An 18,857-nucleotide genomic window follows, 5' to 3' on the forward strand; every position below is an offset into this window, starting at 1 on the left:
CATGCAGTTCGGATCTGCCGCCGAGTTCTCCAACAAGACCGGTGTGACCCTGATGAACACGCCGATCGGCCGCGTCGTCGCCCAGGTGATGGGCGCCAAGGACGGCGTCGAGCTGACCGAGTACCCGTCGATGATCCGCGTCGACGGCACCGGGTTGCTCGACTTCGACTACGCCGAACTGTCCGACGCGCTCGGGATGGAGTTCGACGGCTCGGTGTTCGAGGAGATCTCCTCCACGCACTACGGCCGGATGGTGCACCTCGACGACAAGACCATCCTGTTCGCCAGCCCCGAGGACGCCGCCGAGTACATCGGTTTCGACCTCACCACGAAGTGAGGCCGCATGTACGAGAAGAACGGTGAGAAGTTCTACATCGTCGACGCCCACATCGCGCTGTGGGACGCCCGGGCGGAGAACCAGCGCAACATCCACGGCAAGCAGTTCATCGACTGCTTCTACGACTACCACAAGAACCTCAGCCCCGAAGAGGTCGTCTGGGACTACGACACCTACACGTACTACGGCGGCCAGCGCCTGCTGAAGGACCTGTTCGAGGACGGGTACGTCGACCACGCGATCTTCCAGCCGGCCATCCTGAACGACTTCTACAAGCGGGGTTTCGGCCAGACCGAGGACGCCCTCGCGCTGACCCGGGCGAACCCCGGCAAGCTCACCTACAACCACGCGTGGGACCCGCGCCACGAGGAGGCCGGCCTCGAGCAGCTCCGCAAGGACGCCGACCGGATGGGGCTGAAGGGCGTCAAGCTCTACACCGCCGAGTGGCACGGCGACTCCCGCGGCTACAAGCTCGACAGCCCGTGGTCGCGCCGCTATCTCGAGGAGTGCCTGAAGCTCGGGATCAAGAACATCCACGTGCACAAGGGCCCCACCATCCGGCCGCTGGACCGGGACGCGTTCGACGTCGCGGACATCGACCAGGTGGCGACCGACTACACCGACCTGAACTTCATCGTCGAGCACGTCGGCCTGCCCCGGCTGGAGGACTTCTGCTGGATCGCCACCCAGGAGCCCAACGTGTACGGCGGTCTGGCGGTGGCGATGCCGTTCATCCACACCCGGCCGAAGTACTTCGCGCAGATCATCGGGGAGCTGCTCTACTGGATCGGCGAGGACCGGATCCTCTTCTCGTCGGACTACGCGCTCTGGACGCCGAAGTGGCTGGTGGAGAAGTTCGTCGACTTCCAGATCCCGGCGGACCTGACCGAGTACGCGCCACTGACCGTCGAGCAGAAGAAGAAGATCCTCGGGCTGAACGCGGCCGGCCTGTACGACCTCGACGTACCCGAGGGGCTCCGGCTTCCCGCTGACGCCGGATCGCGGGAAGAAGCCGTGGCGTCATGATCACGGTCGCGGTGTCGCTGGAGGCCGGCGTCGCGGCGGCGCTCGCGACCGTCGTCGACCCCGAGCTGGACCAGCCGATCACGGAGCTGGGCTTCGTCCGGTCGGTCCGGATCGACGACGCCGGTGTGACCGTCCATCTCCGGTTGCCGACCTCGTTCTGCGCGCCCAACTTCGCCTACCTGATGGCATCCGACGCGGTCGACGCCCTGCGTCGGGTGCCGGAGGTGGGCACGGTGACGGTACTGCTCGACGATCACCACGACTCGGACAAGATCAACGCCGGTCTGGCCGCGGACGCGGGCTATGTCGGCACGTTCGGATCCGAGGCCGAGCAGGACCTGGACGAGCTACGGCGGATCTTCCAGCGCAAGGCGCACGCCGCGGCGATGGAGCGGTGCGTGATGGCGTTGCTCCGGTCCACCAGTACCACCGTCGACCAGCTGTCCGGGCTCACCCTCGGCCAGCTGGTCGGTGGCCCGCACAAGGAGGCACTGCTCCGGCGGCGGACCGACATCGGACTCGGCATCCGGCCGGACGATCTGGTGCTGGTCGACGACGACGGCGTACCGGTGCCGTCCGAGGCGATACCGATGCGGCTGCGGTTCGCGAAGGCGGTCCGGATCTCCGTCGAGGGCAACGCGCATTTCTGCCGCGGCCTGCTGGCCACCCGGTACGACGACGAGCCGGGCGGCCTGATCACCAATACGAGGAGGACGAAATGAGAGCCGTGCAAGTAGTCGGCTATCACACCAAGCTTCAGCTCACTGACATCCCGGAGCCGGAGATCACCGGGCCGCTCGACGTCGTCGTCCGGATCGGGGGAGCGGGGGTCTGCCGGACCGACCTTCACATCCTGGAAGGGCAGTGGGCGGAGAAGAGCGGCGTACGGCTCCCGTACACGATCGGCCACGAGAACGCCGGCTGGGTCCATGCGGTCGGCGACGCCGTCACCAACGTGGCGGTCGGCGACAAGGTGATCCTGCATCCGCTGATCACCTGCGGACTCTGCCGGGCCTGCCGGTCCGGTGACGACGTGCACTGCGAGGCTTCGGCGTTCCCGGGCATCGACACCGACGGTGGATACGCCGAATATCTGCGCACCACCGCTCGGAGTGTCGTCAAGATCGACGACGCGCTCGAGCCGGCCGATGTCGCGGCGCTCGCGGATGCCGGGCTGACCGCGTACCACGCGGCGGCGAAGGCGGCGCGGGCGCTCAGGCCGGGCAACGTCTGCGTGATGATCGGCGCGGGCGGGCTGGGGCACATCGGGATCCAGGTGATGAAGGCGATCTCGGCGGCGACCGTGGTCGTTGTCGACCGCAACAAGGCCGCGCTCGACCTGGCCGTCGAGATCGGCGCCGATCACGGAATCGTTGCCGATGGCACCCAGGTCGAGCAGGTCCGGGAGCTCACCGGCGGCGCCGGTGCGGAGGCGGTGATCGACTTCGTCGGCGAGGGCGGTGCCACTGCTGACGGGGTCGCGATGCTGCGGCGGGCCGGCAACTACTACGTCGTCGGGTACGGCGAGAACCTCGACGTACCGACCATCGACGTCATCTCCACCGAGATCAACTTCCTCGGGAACCTGGTCGGCTCCTACAACGACCTGCAGGACCTGATGGAGCTCGCGGCCCAGGGCAAGGTCGCGCTGCACACCACGAAGTACCCGCTGGCCGAGTTCCAGCAGGCCCTCGACGACCTCGACCACGGCAAGGTCCGCGGCCGGGCGATCCTCATTCCCTGACGTGTAAGGAGGCTGACCATGGCGAAGGAACTGCGGTTCAACACGGACGCGCGGCGGTTGCTCGAGTCCGGCGTGAACGCGCTCGCGGACGCGATCAAGGTGACGCTCGGGCCGAAAGGCCGCAACGCGGTGCTGGAGAAGCTGACCGGCCCGCCGACGATCACCAACGACGGCGTCACCATCGCTCGCGAGATCCAGCTGCGCGAACCCTTCGCCAACATGGGCGCGCAACTGGTCAAGGAAGTCGCGATGAAGACCAACGGGGTGGTCGGCGACGGCACCACCACGGCCACCGTGCTGGCCCAGGCGATGGTCCGCGAAGGCCTCCGCGAGGTCGACGCGGGCGCCAACCCGATGCGGGTCCGGCGCGGGATCGAGCAGACCGTTCCGGTGGTGATCGAGACGCTGCGGGAGTGGGCGGTCGAGGTCCGCGGCCGCGACGAGCTGCGGCACATCGCGACGCTGGCGGCCAGTGACGACGAGGTGATCGGCGCGGTGATCGCGGACGCGGTCGACTGGGTCGGCCGCAACGGCGTCGTCACCACCGAGGAGTCGGACACGCTCGGGATGTCGGTCGAGGTGGTCGACGGCATCGAGTTCGACCACGGCTACGTGTCGGCCTACATGGTCACCGACCGGGAACGGATGGAGACCGTCTACGACCACCCGGTGATCCTGCTGACGAACAAGAAGATCACCCAGGTGCAGGAGATCATGCCGGCCGTCGAGGTGGCGCAGCGCGCCGAGCGGCCCCTCGTCGTCCTCGCCGAGGAGGTCGACGGGCCGGCGCTGCAACTGCTGGTCGGCGGCAACATGCACAACACGATGCGCTCGGTCGTCGTCCGGGCGCCCGGCTTCGGGCACCGCCGGATCGCCGAGCTGGAGGATCTCGCCACCGCGCTCGGCGGTTCGGTGATCGCGAAGGACACCGGGCTCGACCTGTCCGACGTGAGCCGTGAGCACCTTGGGTCCTGTGACCGGATCACCATCACTGAGGATTCCACGACGATCGTGGGCGGGCACGGGGACACGTCACTGGTGGAGGCGCGGATCTCCCAGCTGGAGAAGCAGTTCGAGCGGGCCAAGATCGAGGCCGACCAGGACAGCCTGCAGCTGCGGATGGCCCGGCTGGCCGGCAAGGTCGCGGTGATCCGGGTCGGGGGCGCGACCAGTGTCGAGCTGAAGGAGCGGATGCTGCGGGTTGAGGATTCGCTGGCCGCGACCCGGGCCGCGCTCGAGGAAGGTGTGGTGGCCGGCGGTGGGACCGTCCTGGTCCAGGCGCAGGCCGTGCTGTCGAAGCTGGAGCTGTCCGGCGACGAGGCGATCGGCCGCGAGGTGGTCCGGCGTGCACTGCCGGAACCGCTGCGGTGGATCGCGATCAACGCCGGGTACGACGGCGACGAGGTGGTGGCGCGGGTCGCCGAGCTGCCGAACGGGCACGGCTTCAACGCGCTCACCGGCCAGTACGCCGACCTGGTGGAGGACGCGGTGATCGACCCGCTCAAGGTCACCCGGGCTGCGCTGGAGAGCGCGGCCTCGATCGCGGCGCTGTTGATCACCACCGAGACCGCGGTCGTCGAGGAGATCCTCGGCAACCCCGGCGCGATCATGGCGCCCGGCTTCGGCGATCTCGCCGAGGGCATGGTCCGCCCGTCCAACATCTATTGAGAGGAGCGTGCCATGGGCGACCGACGGCACCAGTTGCTGGAGACCTTTCTGTTCCGAGTCCTCGGCGTCGGCCTCGACGAGGTGCACGCGGAGGCCGTCGTACTCGCGCAGGGGCTCAGCGACCGGCTCGAGGAGCTGATCGACGCCGCGCTCGGATACCCGACCCGGGACCCGCACGGGGTGCCGATCCCGCCCAAGGCGCGCGTGGACGCATGATCGAACCGACCTCGCCGCAGCTCGCCACCGCGGCCCGCACCTTCGGGCTGTTGCTGGCGCCGGTCCGGCTGCATCTGGTCGCATTGGCGAGCTGCGGTGAGTACGACGTCGGCACGCTGGCCGCCCGGGTGGGCGTCAGCGTGCCGACGGCGAGTCAGCACCTGGCCAAGCTGCGACTGGCCGGCCTGGTCAGCGCCCGGCGGGAGGGCCGCCGGCAGTTCTACACCGTCGACGACCCGCACGTGATCGCGCTGGTCGAGCAGATCTTCCAGCACGTCGCCCCCGACGGCTCCCTCGCGCCGGATCCGCCCCGGCAGCAGTCTCTCCCGGACCGGCAGCCGGCGGTCTCCGGTCCGGGAGGCAGCCTCGTCAGTGGCTTGGCCGGCCACCGCAGCAGCCGCCGGCAGCGAGTGCCGTCGCCGCAGGCGGCTCCTTGACCGCGGCCTCCACATCGGCGAGCATCCGCTGCCGCGCGGCCGGGGAGATCACCCGGCCGCGCGTGACGACCGAGTGGATCTTCCGGGTGTTCCGGATGTCCGTCAGCGGGTCCGCATCCAGTACGACGAGGTCCGCGATCTTCCGTGGTTCCACCGAGCCAAGGTCCGCGGTCAGCCCGAGGAACCTGGCCGGCTCGACGGTGGCGGCGTACAGGGCCTGGCGTGGGGTGGCGCCGGCCGTCACCAGGTGCTCGAGCTCCTCGTGCAGGGCGAAGCCGGGGACGGAGTACGGCGTACCCGTGTCGGTGCCGGCCAGGATCGGGACGTCGTGGGCGAGCAGTTCACGGACGAACCGCTGCCGCCACGCCCACATCTGGCGCTGGTGCGAGATCTCCTCGGCCGTCCGGTTGGCGGCGTACAGGTTCTCCATCACGTAGTCGTAGGTGCCGATCGAGTCGGCGCTCAGGTACTTGGCGAGCGCGGGATCGAGCCGGGTGTAGTCGGGCTGGTCGAGGACGTTGTGCATGGTCAGCGTCGGCGTCACCCGGGTGCGGTTGCGACGCAGGGTCCCGAAGACGTCCGCGGCCCGGGCCGGGCTGTAGGTGTTCGCGGCGATCCACTCGATCGGGTGCAGTTGCCGGAACCAGGCGTTGTAGTCACCGGTGTTCACGCTGATCGCGCGGACCATCCGCCGTACCTCGGCCTCGCGAGTGGAGACGGACAGGCCGAGGGAATGGATGTGCTCGATGCTGCGCTGGCCGGCGTTGCTGACCTCCTTCGAGGTGAGCTCGTCGGGTCCGTGGCCGTGGACGGTCAGGCCGACCTTGCGGGCCTCGTCGACGATAGCGGCGTACGCCGTCTTGTTCAGGCGCGAGTACACCTTGACGAAGTCGGCGCCCTCGGCCTTGACCTGGCGTACGGCGGCTCGCGCGGTGGCCGCATCGTCGACGACCAGGACGTGCAGGAGATTCGGGTCCCACAGGGTCGGGTCGCCGTCGATGATCTGGCTGGCCACGATCATCCGCGGGCCGAGCAGCGTGCCGGCGTCGATCCGGTCGCGCCAGTCGTAGAGCATCGGGTTGGAGGCGGCCATCTCGCGGACCATGGTCAGGCCGTTGGCGAGGTACAGCGGGGGAGACACCCGCTCGTCGCCGAGGCTGTGGACATGCATGTCGGCGAGTCCCGGGATGACGTACTTGCCGGTGGCGTCGATCACGGTCGCGCTGCGCGGGACGGGGAGCCGGCCGACGCCGATGATCCGGTCGCCGCTGATCAGGACGGTCTGGTTGCGATCCCGGCGGCCGGTGGCGACGTCGATCACGGTGGCGTTGGTCAGGGCGGTGATCCGCGTCGAGGGCTTCGCCGAGGCGGTGGCGGTGCCGATGGAGAAGGAACCGCCGGCGATCACGGCGGCGCCGGCGGCGGTACGGGCGAGGAACTGACGGCGAGAACTGTTCATGCCCCTCACTATTCTCGCCGGGCGTGCGCCGGTCAGGGGTTACAGGCAGCCGGTCCCCGGTAGGGAAATGTCTACCAAGCCACCCTGCGGGGGCTGGGGCACGCATCTCCGCCGCTCAGGCGGCACCTCGCTGCGTTGGAGGAGCAGCCACGATGAAACCCCGCATCGAGGCGGCTCCTCCGCCTTGCGATGCGCTCGCCTGAACGACGGAGCTACGCACCCCAGCCCCCGCAGGGTGGCTCACGTACTCTTGGTGGCTGTCATGCGTACTTATGAGGTCCGCACCTACGGGTGCCAGATGAACGTCCACGACTCCGAGCGGCTGCGCGGCCTGCTGGAGGACGCGGGTTATGTCCGCGCGCCCGAGGGAGACCAGGCCGATGTGGTCGTCTTCAACACCTGCGCGGTCCGGGAGAACGCCGACAACAAGTTGTACGGCAACCTCGGCCACCTGGCGCCGGTGAAGGCGAAGAAGCCCGACCTGCAGATCGCCGTCGGCGGTTGCCTGGCGCAGAAGGACAAGGCGTCGATCGTCCGCAAGGCGCCGTGGGTCGACGTGGTCTTCGGGACGCACAACATCGGCTCGCTGCCGGTGCTGCTGGAGCGGGCCCGGGTGGAGCAGGAGTCGCAGGTCGAGATCCTCGAGTCGCTCGAGGTGTTCCCGTCGACGCTGCCGACCCGGCGCGAGTCGCCGTACTCGGCCTGGGTGTCGGTGAGCGTCGGCTGCAACAACACCTGCACGTTCTGCATCGTGCCGGCGTTGCGCGGCCGGGAGAAGGACCGGCGGCCGGGCGACGTCCTGGCAGAGGTCGAGGCGCTGGTCGCCGAGGGCGTCCTCGAGGTGACCCTGCTCGGCCAGAACGTGAACTCGTACGGCGTGGAGTTCGGCGACCGTTACGCGTTCTCGAAGCTGCTCCGGGCCTGCGGCGGCATCGACGGCCTGGAGCGGGTCCGGTTCACGTCGCCGCATCCGCGGGACTTCACCGCGGACGTGATCGAGGCGATGGCCGAGACGCCGAACGTGATGCCCTCGCTGCACATGCCACTGCAGTCCGGTTCGGACCGTGTGCTGAAAGCGATGCGGCGCTCGTACCGGCGTGATCGGTACCTTCGCATTATCGAAGACGTCCGCGCGGCGATGCCGGAGGCCGCCGTCACGACCGACATCATCGTCGGGTTCCCGGGGGAGACCGAGGAGGACTTCCAGGGCACGCTCGACGTGGTTCGGCAGGCGCGGTTCGCGGGGGCGTTCACCTTCCAGTACTCCAAGCGTCCTGGTACGCCGGCCGAGTCGATGGAGGATCAGGTCCCGCGCGACGTCGTCCAGGATCGGTACGAGCGGCTGGTCGCGTTGCAGGACGACGTGGCCTGGGACGAGAACAAGGCGATCGTCGGTCGGTCGCTCGAGGTGCTCGTCGCCGAGGGGGAGGGGCGCAAGGACGCCGCGACCCATCGGCTCAGCGGGCGGGCCCGCGACAACCGCCTCGTCCACTTCGCGCTCCCCGAAGGCGTCGAGACGCCACGGCCGGGCGACCTGGCCACGGTTGAGGTCACCTACGCCGCACCCCACCACCTGGTCGCGGATGTCTTCGGCGCCGTACGCCGTACTCGCGCCGGCGACGCGTGGGAGCGCGCGCAGGACGCACCGGCCGCCACGCCTGGCGTGATGCTGGGCATGCCAACGGTTGGCGCCAAACCTCTGGAACCGGCGGCCGGGGGCTGCCAGGTCGGATGACGGCCGAGCGGCCGGGCTCTTCCCTCCTGCCTGCTGATGCCGAGCCGTTTGCTGCCGGGCGGGATGCCGACGTCTACGCCATCGACGACCGGTGGGTGCTGCGCCGCTACCGCGACGGGTACCCGGTGCGGGACGAGGCGGACTTCATGCGCCACGTCGCGAAGTACGACTACCCGGTCCCGGCGGTGCGTGAGGTCGTCGGTCCGGACATGGTGATCCAGCGGCTGAACGGCCCGACCCTCGCCGACGCGGCGATCGCCGGTGACCTCAACGGGACCGAACTCGGCGAGATCCACGCCGACCTCCACCGCCGGCTGCACGCGATCCCCGCACCGAGCGGCACCGCGGGCCGGGTCGTTGTCCACGGCGATCTGCATCCGCTCAACGTCATCGCCACCGACGACGGCCCGGTCGTGATCGACTGGCGCAACGCGGTGGAAGGCCTGGCGGAGTTCGACATCGCGATGACGGCGATCATCTGCGCCCAGGTCGCGCTCGACCCGTCCTTCGAGGCGCTGAGCCCGCTCGTCCGCGAAGCCCTCGGCGCCTACCTCGCCAACTCCATCGACCCCACGCCAGGCCTCGCCGACGCCCTGGCCGAACGAGGCCGCAACGTCACCCTGACCCCGGAGGAACTGGCCCTCCTCCCCGCCCAGGAAGCCCTCATCCGCTCGTATCTCTAGCACCACGCGTGGTGGGCTTGGACTGCGTCCGTTGGGTTTGCACAGTCCTCTCGTTCCCGTGGCTGCGCCCCGGCCCAACTCCATCCAGCCGACACCACCCCGCCCCACCGCACAGCAGCCCGGCGGCCGGCTGCCCGGCTGCCGCGCGCCGTGCGATCGGCCACTTTGTGCACGAGATCCGTACGGCGCCAGCCCTGGCGTACGGATCTGGTGCACAAAGTCGACCCTGGCAGTCGTCCACGGATCCGATCCGGCCGGCCGGATCGGCGGGGCGGATCTGGGCCACTCACCAAGTAGGCGGCGCTGGCCGGTCACGCTCAGGCCTGTGCCGGTGATGGCCTGGCGGTGGGGTTGGTGAGTGCCCCAGGTCCGCACGAGCGGCGATCCGGGCAGACCGGTCTCGACACCGCAAGGACCGATCACCCACGGAAACGACACAAGGGCCGCTATTACTTGTCCAAGCCCACCTAGAAGGTGTCCCACGCCCCGACAGGTGGCGGCCGGGACTAGGCGTTGAGGAACTGTGACGGTTTGAGGGCGTGGGTGACGATGCGGAGTTCGCCGAGGTGGCCGGCGAATGCTTGCTCGATCACGTTGGCGTAGTGGTTCGCGCCCAGGAGCCACGGGGTGCCGGCAGTCGCGAGCCCGTCGGACGGGGGTCGCCGGATTACGCAGCAGCGGCGCTGAGTCGACGTACAACGTGCTGTGCCGGCCGTCGTTGACGACAGCGAGGTGGAACCACTGACCGGCGACCTGCTCGTGGCCCCAGTTGGTGAAGGTGTCGTTGCGGTCGAGTGGGTACACGGCCCACTGCAGTTGGCGTCCGCCGGAGAAGGCGAGGTTGACCACCGGCTCCGACGGGTCGCTGCCGGTCTTCCCCGCGTCGGCGCCCGTTCCCATCCGGCTCAGCAGACCCTGCCACGAGTGGTCCGCACCGTCGTCGGTCAGCTTCACGAACGCCTCGATCGTGTAGCCCTTGGTGAACGTCATCGCGTTGAGCGGCGCGTTGTCCGCCGTCCGCAGATACCCGCCGCGCGCCGGGTTCTTGCCGCTGGCAAACAACCAGCTGGCATGCCCGGGCTGGTCCGGATGGAACTCGGCAGTCGCCGTCGGCGCGTCGCCGCCCAACTGCACGCGGGTCAGATGGTTGCCCTGGCCCGAGTGGTCGATCACCTGGTTGGTGACCGGCCCGTCGAAGCGCCAGTACGCCGCTGTGCCGGGGATGACGAGTTGAGCGGCCGGCCGGGCCGGGCGGACCGGGACCGGAGCGAACCCGGCGAACCGCTCGGCGAAGTCGATCGGGATGCTGAACCGGTTGGTGTCGTCGGTCAGCTCGATGTCACCCTCGGCCAGCTCGTTGCGTCGCGCCGGGTCCTGGTCGAGGATCCACGGCGCGAAGGTCTCGACGTCGATCGTGTTCCGGGCGAGGTCGAAGTGGTAAAGCCGGATCATGCCGGACCCGCCGTAGTACCGGTCCTGATAGTTGGTCAGGTGCAGATGCACGTCGTGGCCGGCGGCGTTCTGCCGGACCACCCGGCCGGGCGGCCAGAAGTGGCCGTTGAGGGTGAGGAAGATCTGGTCGCTGTCCTTCACCAGTTGGTCCCAGACCCGGTTCCCGTGGTCGGTGAAGTACGCGACCGGGTTGCCGTGGTCGGCGTTCACCAGCTCGTGCGTGGTGAGGATGACGGGCAGCCGCGGGTGCTTGGCGATGACGTCGCGCGCCCACGCGAAGCTCGTGTCCGACGGCCGCCAATCCATTGCCAGCAGCAACCACTGCCGTCCGGCCGCCCGGAAGACGTGGTACGAGTTGTAGCCGTTCGCCGTCGAGCCGCCGTACGTCGCCATCCGCCGGAACCGCTCCGGCGGGAAGGTGTCCAGGTACGGCGACGGGCCGCGGGTGTCGTCCTTCGACGCGTCGATGTCGTGGTTGCCGGCCAGCACGCTGTACGGGAACCGGGCCCGGTCGAGGATCCCGAAGACCGGGTCGGCCTGGGCGAACTCCATCGCCAGCGCGTTCTCCACCACGTCGCCGAGGTGCGCGATGAACACGATGTTGTCGGCTGCCCGCTGCTCGATCAGATACTCGAAGCTCGCACTCAGCGGCGCCGGGTCCCCGCGATCCTGATCGAACTGATATTGCGTATCCGGTACGACGGCCAGCGTGAAGCGCGGGTGCTCCGTGTCGATCCGTCCCGCCGTCTTGCTCGCCGTACCGACCGCCGTCGAGCCCTTGCTGGATGCCGCGGCATTCCCGGTGGTGAGCACACCGGGCGCGATCACCGCACCTGCCCCAAGCGCTCCCGCCTGCAACAGCCGCCGCCGGCTCGTCCCGTCGCCCTGCTGACCCATCGCCGCCTCCAAAGCTCGCTGACACCGCAGCGAACTCTAAAGCGGTCTATCCCCGCGATCGATGAACACGAGGCGAACCCTGGGGGCAGAAGTCAGAACCCGTGCGCGATCACCGCAGGCAGTCCGTCACCGGCGATCCCCGCCAGCACCCGAGCCTCATGCGGCACCACCGGATCGGGCAACTTGTCCAACGAGAACCAGTCCAACCCATCCGCCTTGTCCGGCTCCATCAACCGCGGCTCACCCGACCACCGAGTCGTCAGGAAGAAGAAGTCCACCCGCTCGTCAATCGGATCCCCGTTACCGCCAGTCCGATGCATCGCGGTCACCGGCACGAGATCACCCGGATCGATCTCCACCCCAACCTCTTCCCGAACCTCCCGCACTGCAGCCGCAACCACCGACTCTCCCCGCTCCACATGCCCAGCCGGCACCGCCCAATACCCATCCATGTAACCGGTATTGGCCCGCAGCATCATCAACACCTCATCCCCCCGCCGCAACACCACATAAGCCGCCGGCACCACCCGAAACCGATCCATACCCCAAACCCTAATAGCCCCCACCGACACCCACACCAAGCACACCGCAAAAGGACACGCCTTCGGCGCGCCTGTTCTTTCCGCCGCCTCCGGCGGCACGCACACCGTGGACACGGATCACCGAGATCGGCGAACCAGTCGGGCGCGGACCGGTCCCGGTGGGGAGTCGGGCCAACTGTTCCCCGGCCGCCTCCGCCTGGAAGGGGCACCGCTTCGCGGCGGCTGTCCTGCTGGCCGCCTCCGGCGGCGCACACTGTGGACACGGATCAGTGTGATCGGCGAATCGGCTCGGCGCGCGCGGCTGGGTCCTGGTGGGGCGTTGGGGCCGGCTGTTCCCGGCCGTCTCCGGCTGGAAGGGTCACCGCTTCGCGGCGGCTGTCCTGCTGGCCGCCTCCGGCGGCGCGCAAACCGCGGACACGGATCACCGTGATCGGCGAATCAACTGGGCGCGCGACCGGATCGCTCTCTCCGAATTGGCCGACGAGCCCTTCGTGTTCTTCCCACGCCACCGCTCCGTACTCGCGTACGACGAGTTCATCGCCTCCTGCCGCGCAGCCGGTTTCAGCCCAGCCATCGTCCAAGAAGCCAGCGGCATCTCAGCGCTAGGCCTCGTAGCCGCAGGCTTCGGAGTAACCGTCGTAGCCGCCTCGTACCAAGCAGTCTCCTTGCGAGGCGTCCGCTACGTCCCCGTCACTGGCCTCCAACTCACCCTCCAACTCGCCTGGTCCGCCGACAACACCAACACCGCCCTCCCCGCCTTCCTGCGAACCGCCCGCCGGACCATCGGTTCCCAACTGTGATCGACCGACCGGCTCGGTGGATGAGCTGTGCTGACGTAAGAGGTCACCGAAGCGGCTCCTCCTCTGACCGCGCGCCAACCGGCGCGCCGGTTCGCAGGGAGGTCATGACCCGACTTTGGCCTTGATCTCTTCGCCTTTCGCCTCGGCCTTCCCGAGGAGGTTGCTGCCATCTCCCTGAGCTTCGAAGCCGCATTGGCTCGCCCGGGTGAACGCCCGCTCGTTTGCTGTGCCCGTGACTGCGCCGCTCGAGTCACTGACCTTGATGGCCGCATCCCAGCACTTCGCGCCCTTTTCGAACGTTTGGCAGGCCTGCTTGACGATCGCGTGCACTGGCTGAAGGCGGCTGGTGGGGGAACCGATTCGGGCGAGCTCACGACCGCAGCTCCGAAAGGTGTTTGCGTACGACCTCATCTTCGCGCGGGTGAGGTAGACGTTGCCCGTTTCCATGAAGGCCTTGTCGATCGTCGTGTGGAGCGTCGTGACCGCTTTGAGCCAGGCAAGCTCGACGGCGGACAGAGGCGAGACCGTGGTAGTCGGCGCCGCCGAGGTCGTCGTGGTTGTCGTGGTCGACGTGGCGGGCGTGGACACGGCGGGCGACGTGGTGGTCGTCGAGACGGTCCCGCCGCTGCACGCGCCCACGAGCAGGACGAGCAGGACCGCGGCGACGAGGCGGGCAGCGGAGTACATGGCGTTGATTGGCATGCAGAGTCCCCCTTCAGCGCTGCAACGCGGCGGGGTCGCAATGCCACGTGCCTTGCTGTAGTTGGCGAGTCGCGCGAGCCAGGCAGTGGACGGGGCCGCAGTCGCGGCCACCTCCTTGGGACGACGCATCCTGCCTGACCGGTGGGTGTGGCGCCGACCGGTGGGGCAGCAGCTCCCCTGCGTCGTGGTTCGCAGTCCTCGTTCCGCACGCTACGCCTTGTCTCGCTGCGCAGATAGAGGCAACCGGCGGGCACCCAGGTAGGCGAGAGAAACGACCTCAAGCCCTCAGCCGTACCAGAGTTAGCCGGTAGCAAACATCTGGCTTGGTCGACTGGGTGATCGTGTAGAACCACGTGCATGGTTCTTCCGACTGAAGTCGTTGCGCCCGAGAGGATCGAGGTCCGTGATGGGCACCGGCTGGCGGTGCGGCGTCGTGGGGACGGGGGCGTACCGCTGCTGCTCATCCACGGGTTCCCTTGCACGAGCCGCATCTGGTCGCACAACATCGTCCCGTTGGCGGAGGCGGGTTTCGACGTCGTCGCGGCGGACCTGCGCGGGTACGGCGACTCCGATTTCGCGCCGGATGACTTCTACGACCTCAATGCGTTCAACACCGACCTCACCGCCTTGTTCGACAAGCTCGGCTGGGATCGCGCAGTCATCGCCGGGCACGACCTGGGCGCGATGATCGCCGTCGACATGGCCAACCGTCACCCCGACCGGGTGGATCGCTTGGTGATCCTGGACGACTCCATGCCCGACCTGGCTGAGACGTTCGCAGCGGCCGGTATCCCGCCGAGCCGGCCCAAGCCCGCCGTCTACGACTACCAGCGCCTCCAAGGGGGTCACGCCGACGCCTTGGTCGCAGACCTCGGTACGCCCGAGCAACGGCGGCGCTACATCGGTGAGTTCTACGGGCATCGCATGTGGTGTCCACCGGATGCCTTCGACGAGGACGACTTGGCCTTCCTGACCGAGCCGTACGGCGACGCGGACCGACTGCGGGCCTCCTTCGCCGACTACGAAGTGGTCATGGGCACCCGGCCACTGTCAGCCCCAGAAATGCTCGACCGCCCGGTCCAGCAACGGGCCCTGGTACTGATCGGCGCCGATCAGGTGACCATCGGCGACCACGCCGAGCAGCGGTGCGCGCTCGCCTTCCCCGCCGCAGTCGGTCCGTTCTGGGTCAAGGGCGCCGGCCACTTCATGCCCTGGGAGCGCCCCTCAACAGTCAACCGAGCCATCCACGCCTTCTGCGGCGACCTCCTAGCGACCGCCACCACGCGCCCCGGCCCTCACACCTGAACCAGCCGCGAGCACCACAGCAACTGGTTGCCATCCGCACCGACCGGTTGGCCGGGGGAGTACTGCCAGGTTGTCGAGGGCATCGGCCGGCAGGCCGCGTGTTGCTCCCTCCGCTTGCCATCGGCGTTGTACTCGGTCATGCCGGTTCGCCGCCTCTTCGTTGCGGCCTTCCCGCGACGCTCGCATTGCTCCATTTGACTCCTGCGCGCGGCCGGGAGATGCGCGCAGCTCAGAGATGCGTGCAACTCAGAGACGCGTGCCGCTCAGAGATGCGTGCGGCCAAAGAACAACCGCCGCCGAAGGTGATATCCGTTGCCGGGCGCACCTTTCCACAGTTCGTCCGCTGTGTTCACCGAGCCGTGTCACCAGTTCGCGCGCCGCCGAAGGCGGTGTCCATCTGCCGAGCATGTCCTTCCACGGTTGTTTCCGCGCCGAGTGCGCGATCCGTGTCAGCGGTTCGCGGCGCCGCCGGAGGCGGCCGAAGGAACAGCCGCGCCGAAGGCATGTCCTTTCCCAGCTCTTCGCCGATCGCGATGGCCCGTGTCGCCGGTGTGCGCACCGCCGAAGGCGGCCAGCAGAACTGTCGCCGCCGAAGGCGGTATCCATCTGGAGAGCATGTCCTTCCACGGTTGTTCCGCGCCGAGTGCGCGATCCGTGTCAGCGGTTCGCGGCGCCGCCGGAGGCGGCCGAAGGAGCAGCCGCGCCGAAGGCGTGTCCTTTCCCAGTTGTTCGCCGCGAAGCGGTTCTTTGTGTGGTGTTCACCCCGGACATGACGAAGGGCCGCAAGGGGGTTTCCCTTGCGGCCCTTCGGGTGGTGATCAGGCGGGCTGGTGCGGGCCGTCCGGGATGTCGTCGTTCTGGCCGTCGAGGCCGTCCAGGCCCTCCTTGGCCTTCTCGACACCCTGGTCGATCTTGTCGCCGTACTTGCCGCCCGTCTTCTCGTCGACGAAGTCACCGGCCTTGTCGAGACCCTCGCCGACCTTGTCGCCGTGCTGGTCGACCAGGTCGCCGGCCTTGTCCTTCAGGTCCTCGGCCTTGTTCTTGAACTTGTCGAAGATGCCCATCTCCGGGCTCCCATTCCTGCGTAGTTAAGTGCTTACAGACAGCTTGCGGCGATCTTCGCACCTGCAACGCCAGAACTGTGGGATCTCCGCGAGTGCCATGCGGACGGCCCGGAGTCAGACCCGAGACTCAGACGCCGTCGCCAGACGGCTCCGACTCTACGTCACCACCGCTGTCTTCACCCTCGTCGCCAGTGGACTCGACGTCTCCACCACTGAACTCGACGTCGCCGCCACTCCTGGACTCGACATCGCCGCCGCTGCGCTTGAATTCGACGTCGCCGCCACTCTTCGCGGCGAACTCATCGGCCTCGTCGCCCAGCCCCAACTTCTCCTTGGCCGCGTCGGACTCTTCCTCGAACGGATTCGACACTGGTTTCCTCCCGTAGACGTAATGCGATCTGCAGTGTTCCTACCGAACTTTCCGGGTCAACCACAAGGCCAGTCTGGCCCTCTTGGCCGAGTCTTCATAAGGACCCTGACCAGGGCGGTGGGGCGGGGGAGGAGAGAATCCTGACCGGGGCGGTGGGGCGGGCGAGGAGACAACACTGCCAGACTGGAGCGATGCCCGATCCACTCGTCGTCGCGGTCGTCGGTCCCACCGCCGCCGGCAAGTCCGACCTGTCCGTTGCCTTGTGCAAGCGCCTCGGCGGCGAGGTGGTGAACGCGGACGCGATGCAGGTCTATCGCGGCATGGACATCGGTACGGCGAAGATCAGTACGACGGAGCGCGACGGCGTACCGCATCACCTGCTCGACATCCTCGATGTCACCGAGACCGCGACCGTCGCCGAGTTCCAGCAGCTCGCGCGGCAAGCGATCGACGACTGCCTCGACCGCGGCAAGGTCCCGGTGCTCGCCGGCGGATCTGCGCTGTACATCCGCGCGATCCTCGACGACTTCGTCTTCCCCGGCACCGACGCCACCGTTCGCGCCCGCCTGGAAGCCGAGCTGGCAGCCAAGGGCTCCGGGGCACTGCACGAGAAGCTGACGGAGATCGACCCGAAGGCGGCCGAGCAGATCCTGCCCAGCAACGGCCGGCGGATAGTCCGCGCGCTCGAGGTCGTCGAGATCACCGGCGGCCCGTACGTCGCGACCCTGCCCGAGCATCGGTATGTGTATCCGGGTGCGGTCCAGCTCGGTCTCGACGTACCGCGGCCCGAGCTGGACGAGCGGATCGGGCGGCGGGTGGACCGGATGTTCGACGCCGGATTCGCCGACGAGGTGCGAGGTCTGCTGAACAAGGGTTTGATTGAGGGGAAGACGGCCAACCGGGCGCTCGGCTACTCGCAGGTGATCGCGTTGCTGAACGGTGAGATCGACGAGGTGGAGGCGCGGGAGCGGACCGCGCAGGCCACGCGCCGGTTCGCGCGCCGACAGGACTCGTGGTTCCGTAAGGACCAACGAATCAGTTGGCTGCCGTACGACGATCCCGATCTGCTGGAGAAGGCACTCGAAGTGATAGCCGAAGGCAACCGGACGGCGAGCAGCGGCGTAGTCGGGGTGGAAGAAGGCCCGAGTCATCAACCAGGGGCCGTCGATGCGAGGGGGTGACCGTGAGGCCGAGTTCCGCGAGTACCTGCTCGCGGACCGCACCCGACTGATGAGGACGGCTCTCCTGCTGACCGCGGGGGACGTACACACCGCCGAAGATCTGGTCCAGACCGCCTGCACGCGGGTCTACGTGCACTGGCACCGGATCAAGCACGAAGGCGCCGGCCCGTATGCGCACCGCATCCTGGTCAACGCCTTCCTGGACGAGCGCCGCCGCGCCGGCCGCCACCCCGAGGTGGTGACGGCGGAGACGCTCGAGCCGCGGCTGTCCGACGAGGCCGACCCGGTGGACACCCTGGCCGTGCGCGGGGCGTTGCTGGATCTGGCGCCGCGGCAGCGGGCGGTGCTGGTCCTGCGCTACTTCCAGGATCTCGACGTGGCGACCTGCGCGCGGATCCTGGAGTGCACCGAGGGGACCGTGAAGAGCCAGACGGCGAAGGCGTTGAAGCGTCTGAAAGAACTGATGTCCGAGGAAACGGATCGTACGACGGGGAGTAGTTGAGAACACGGTGGACGAGGTCAAGAGGCTGTTGGAGGGGTTCGCGGATACTGCGGCCGATGGGTTGCCGGACGCGGAGATCGAGGCGGACGTCGCCCGCGGCCGGCGCGCGTTGCGCCGGATCAAGCGCCGGCGCCGGGTCACCGGAGTACTGTGCGTGGCCGCCGTGTCGGCCGCTGTCCTTGCGATCGGCAACCAGGTGAAGTGGTGGGGAACCGGCGGCAGCACCGAGGTCGCGGGCGGATCGGGCGAGCCGGAGACCGCCGCCGCGAGTACGACCCCCTCGACGGTCCGACCTGCTCCCGCCAAGAGCGGCGAGACGATGTCGATGTTCGGCGCGGCCGTGGCGGAACTGGTGTCGAACAACAAGCCCTGGCGCACGATCGACTGCTTGCTCGCCCCGAAGGGCTGGACCGCGGAGACCCCGATCGCCGCCGACCGCGTCGTACTCTCGCAGCCAGAGATGCGGACCGCGGACACCGCCGCCAAGATCGTGCTGCAGGCGGCTCCTCAGGCGCGCAGTCTGGTGTCGGTCCGGGTCACCGACGGGGCCGGCAAGACCTTCCACATCGGCACTCTCGACGGCCGGCTGACCGGTCAGGTGAAGCTCGCCGACAAGTGGCTGCTGGTCCAGCTCCCGAACGGTACCGTCGAGTGGCCCGACGACGTCCTGCGTCAGTTCATGGACTCCTGCTCCATCAAGTAGGCGCGCCCCAAGTGGCGCACAACCTCGCCGTGGG

General features: G+C 68.5%; 19 protein-coding genes and 1 pseudogene. 14 read left to right on the forward strand and 6 right to left on the reverse strand.

Annotated elements, in window-relative coordinates:
- The first annotated feature begins 1 nt into the window (after window position 1).
- From mimD to OG876_RS27355, 7 genes are read left to right on the forward strand one after another with little or no spacing between them, the layout of a single operon-like run.
- Entirely contained in the window at window positions 2-337 is a 336-nt protein-coding gene (mimD, locus tag OG876_RS27325; RefSeq protein WP_328526967.1) for a propane 2-monooxygenase effector subunit MimD, read from the forward strand.
- A 6-nt stretch (window positions 338-343) separates the two neighbouring features.
- Window positions 344-1,363, forward strand: a complete 1,020-nt coding sequence (locus OG876_RS27330) for an amidohydrolase family protein (protein WP_328519495.1) — start codon at window positions 344-346, stop codon at window positions 1,361-1,363.
- On the forward strand, window positions 1,360-2,085 hold the full coding sequence (locus OG876_RS27335) for an iron-sulfur cluster assembly protein (protein ID WP_328519496.1): 726 nt from the start codon (window positions 1,360-1,362) through the stop codon (window positions 2,083-2,085). The genes OG876_RS27330 and OG876_RS27335 overlap by 4 nt, the downstream gene beginning before the upstream one ends.
- Window positions 2,082-3,107 (forward strand): NAD(P)-dependent alcohol dehydrogenase, encoded by a 1,026-nt coding sequence (locus tag OG876_RS27340; RefSeq protein WP_328519497.1) that lies wholly within the window; start codon window positions 2,082-2,084, stop codon window positions 3,105-3,107. Before OG876_RS27335 ends, OG876_RS27340 begins: the two co-directional genes overlap by 4 nt.
- Window positions 3,108-3,125: 18 nt before the next feature.
- Window positions 3,126-4,775, forward strand: a complete 1,650-nt coding sequence (gene groL / locus OG876_RS27345) for a chaperonin GroEL (RefSeq protein ID WP_328519498.1) — start codon at window positions 3,126-3,128, stop codon at window positions 4,773-4,775.
- A 12-nt stretch (window positions 4,776-4,787) separates the two neighbouring features.
- Window positions 4,788-4,991 carry a metal-dependent transcriptional regulator gene (locus OG876_RS27350; RefSeq protein ID WP_328519499.1) on the forward strand — a complete coding sequence of 68 codons (204 nt, stop codon included), beginning with the start codon at window positions 4,788-4,790 and terminating at the stop codon, window positions 4,989-4,991.
- On the forward strand, window positions 4,988-5,428 hold the full coding sequence (locus OG876_RS27355) for an ArsR/SmtB family transcription factor (protein WP_328519500.1): 441 nt from the start codon (window positions 4,988-4,990) through the stop codon (window positions 5,426-5,428). The genes OG876_RS27350 and OG876_RS27355 overlap by 4 nt, the downstream gene beginning before the upstream one ends.
- On the opposite strand, the gene OG876_RS27360 is transcribed toward OG876_RS27355, so the two are convergent.
- Window positions 5,361-6,887, reverse strand: a complete 1,527-nt coding sequence (locus OG876_RS27360) for an amidohydrolase family protein (protein WP_328519501.1) — start codon at window positions 6,885-6,887, stop codon at window positions 5,361-5,363. The two genes, OG876_RS27355 and OG876_RS27360, sit on opposite strands and share 68 nt — an antisense overlap.
- A gap of 262 nt (window positions 6,888-7,149) precedes the next feature.
- Between OG876_RS27360 and miaB the strand changes: the two genes are divergently transcribed.
- Window positions 7,150-8,622 (forward strand): tRNA (N6-isopentenyl adenosine(37)-C2)-methylthiotransferase MiaB, encoded by a 1,473-nt coding sequence (miaB, locus tag OG876_RS27365; RefSeq protein WP_328519502.1) that lies wholly within the window; start codon window positions 7,150-7,152, stop codon window positions 8,620-8,622.
- Window positions 8,619-9,305: a phosphotransferase gene (locus OG876_RS27370; RefSeq protein WP_328526968.1), complete on the forward strand. Its 687-nt coding sequence runs from the start codon at window positions 8,619-8,621 to the stop codon at window positions 9,303-9,305. Before miaB ends, OG876_RS27370 begins: the two co-directional genes overlap by 4 nt.
- A 711-nt stretch (window positions 9,306-10,016) precedes the next feature.
- On the opposite strand, the pseudogene OG876_RS27375 reads toward OG876_RS27370, so the two are convergent.
- A pseudogene (locus tag OG876_RS27375) lies at window positions 10,017-11,654 on the reverse strand (LamG-like jellyroll fold domain-containing protein); the annotation flags it as partial.
- 92 nt (window positions 11,655-11,746) lie between these two features.
- The gene (locus OG876_RS27380; RefSeq protein WP_328519503.1) at window positions 11,747-12,196 is read right to left on the reverse strand and encodes an NUDIX hydrolase; all 450 of its coding nucleotides are present in this window, start codon (window positions 12,194-12,196) and stop codon (window positions 11,747-11,749) included.
- Between the two features lie 311 nt (window positions 12,197-12,507).
- On the opposite strand from OG876_RS27380, the gene OG876_RS27385 reads away from it, so the two are divergent.
- Window positions 12,508-12,996: a LysR family substrate-binding domain-containing protein gene (locus tag OG876_RS27385; protein WP_328519504.1), complete on the forward strand. Its 489-nt coding sequence runs from the start codon at window positions 12,508-12,510 to the stop codon at window positions 12,994-12,996.
- A 102-nt stretch (window positions 12,997-13,098) separates the two neighbouring features.
- Here the strand turns inward: OG876_RS27385 and OG876_RS27390 are convergent, their stop codons facing one another.
- Entirely contained in the window at window positions 13,099-13,809 is a 711-nt protein-coding gene (locus tag OG876_RS27390) for a hypothetical protein (RefSeq protein ID WP_328519505.1), read from the reverse strand.
- A gap of 246 nt (window positions 13,810-14,055) precedes the next feature.
- On the opposite strand from OG876_RS27390, the gene OG876_RS27395 reads away from it, so the two are divergent.
- Window positions 14,056-15,003 (forward strand): alpha/beta fold hydrolase, encoded by a 948-nt coding sequence (locus OG876_RS27395; protein WP_328519506.1) that lies wholly within the window; start codon window positions 14,056-14,058, stop codon window positions 15,001-15,003.
- 818 nt (window positions 15,004-15,821) lie between these two features.
- On the opposite strand, the gene OG876_RS27400 is transcribed toward OG876_RS27395, so the two are convergent.
- Window positions 15,822-16,067 (reverse strand): antitoxin, encoded by a 246-nt coding sequence (locus OG876_RS27400; protein ID WP_328519507.1) that lies wholly within the window; start codon window positions 16,065-16,067, stop codon window positions 15,822-15,824.
- Window positions 16,068-16,194: 127 nt separating this feature from the next.
- Entirely contained in the window at window positions 16,195-16,437 is a 243-nt protein-coding gene (locus OG876_RS27405) for a hypothetical protein (RefSeq protein ID WP_328519508.1), read from the reverse strand.
- A 191-nt stretch (window positions 16,438-16,628) separates the two neighbouring features.
- Here OG876_RS27405 and miaA point away from each other — a divergent pair, with 191 nt between their 5' ends.
- The 3 genes from miaA to OG876_RS27420 are packed head-to-tail and all read left to right on the forward strand — an operon-like array spanning window position 16,629 to window position 18,823.
- Entirely contained in the window at window positions 16,629-17,618 is a 990-nt protein-coding gene (gene miaA / locus OG876_RS27410; protein ID WP_328519509.1) for a tRNA (adenosine(37)-N6)-dimethylallyltransferase MiaA, read from the forward strand.
- The gene (locus OG876_RS27415) at window positions 17,605-18,120 is read left to right on the forward strand and encodes a SigE family RNA polymerase sigma factor (RefSeq protein ID WP_328519510.1); all 516 of its coding nucleotides are present in this window, start codon (window positions 17,605-17,607) and stop codon (window positions 18,118-18,120) included. Before miaA ends, OG876_RS27415 begins: the two co-directional genes overlap by 14 nt.
- A 7-nt stretch (window positions 18,121-18,127) precedes the next feature.
- On the forward strand, window positions 18,128-18,823 hold the full coding sequence (locus OG876_RS27420; RefSeq protein ID WP_328519511.1) for a hypothetical protein: 696 nt from the start codon (window positions 18,128-18,130) through the stop codon (window positions 18,821-18,823).
- Window positions 18,824-18,857: the final 34 nt, after the last annotated feature.

The organism is Kribbella sp. NBC_00359 (assembly GCF_036097425.1).
In the GTDB taxonomy this organism is placed as follows: domain Bacteria; phylum Actinomycetota; class Actinomycetes; order Propionibacteriales; family Kribbellaceae; genus Kribbella.

What these genes read in the sequence shown, in the direction of transcription:
- mimD (WP_328526967.1), top strand. Translation starts at nt 2, where the DNA reads ATGCAGTTCGGATCTGCCGCCGAGTTCTCCAACAAGACCGGTGTGACC.
- OG876_RS27330 (WP_328519495.1), top strand. Translation starts at nt 344, where the DNA reads ATGTACGAGAAGAACGGTGAGAAGTTCTACATCGTCGACGCCCACATC.
- OG876_RS27335 (WP_328519496.1), top strand. Translation starts at nt 1,360, where the DNA reads ATGATCACGGTCGCGGTGTCGCTGGAGGCCGGCGTCGCGGCGGCGCTC.
- OG876_RS27340 (WP_328519497.1), top strand. Translation starts at nt 2,082, where the DNA reads ATGAGAGCCGTGCAAGTAGTCGGCTATCACACCAAGCTTCAGCTCACT.
- groL (WP_328519498.1), top strand. Translation starts at nt 3,126, where the DNA reads ATGGCGAAGGAACTGCGGTTCAACACGGACGCGCGGCGGTTGCTCGAG.
- OG876_RS27350 (WP_328519499.1), top strand. Translation starts at nt 4,788, where the DNA reads ATGGGCGACCGACGGCACCAGTTGCTGGAGACCTTTCTGTTCCGAGTC.
- OG876_RS27355 (WP_328519500.1), top strand. Translation starts at nt 4,988, where the DNA reads ATGATCGAACCGACCTCGCCGCAGCTCGCCACCGCGGCCCGCACCTTC.
- OG876_RS27360 (WP_328519501.1), bottom strand. Translation starts at nt 6,887, where the DNA reads ATGAACAGTTCTCGCCGTCAGTTCCTCGCCCGTACCGCCGCCGGCGCC.
- miaB (WP_328519502.1), top strand. Translation starts at nt 7,150, where the DNA reads ATGCGTACTTATGAGGTCCGCACCTACGGGTGCCAGATGAACGTCCAC.
- OG876_RS27370 (WP_328526968.1), top strand. Translation starts at nt 8,619, where the DNA reads ATGACGGCCGAGCGGCCGGGCTCTTCCCTCCTGCCTGCTGATGCCGAG.
- OG876_RS27380 (WP_328519503.1), bottom strand. Translation starts at nt 12,196, where the DNA reads ATGGATCGGTTTCGGGTGGTGCCGGCGGCTTATGTGGTGTTGCGGCGG.
- OG876_RS27395 (WP_328519506.1), top strand. Translation starts at nt 14,056, where the DNA reads ATGGTTCTTCCGACTGAAGTCGTTGCGCCCGAGAGGATCGAGGTCCGT.
- OG876_RS27400 (WP_328519507.1), bottom strand. Translation starts at nt 16,067, where the DNA reads ATGGGCATCTTCGACAAGTTCAAGAACAAGGCCGAGGACCTGAAGGAC.
- miaA (WP_328519509.1), top strand. Translation starts at nt 16,629, where the DNA reads ATGCCCGATCCACTCGTCGTCGCGGTCGTCGGTCCCACCGCCGCCGGC.
- OG876_RS27415 (WP_328519510.1), top strand. Translation starts at nt 17,605, where the DNA reads ATGCGAGGGGGTGACCGTGAGGCCGAGTTCCGCGAGTACCTGCTCGCG.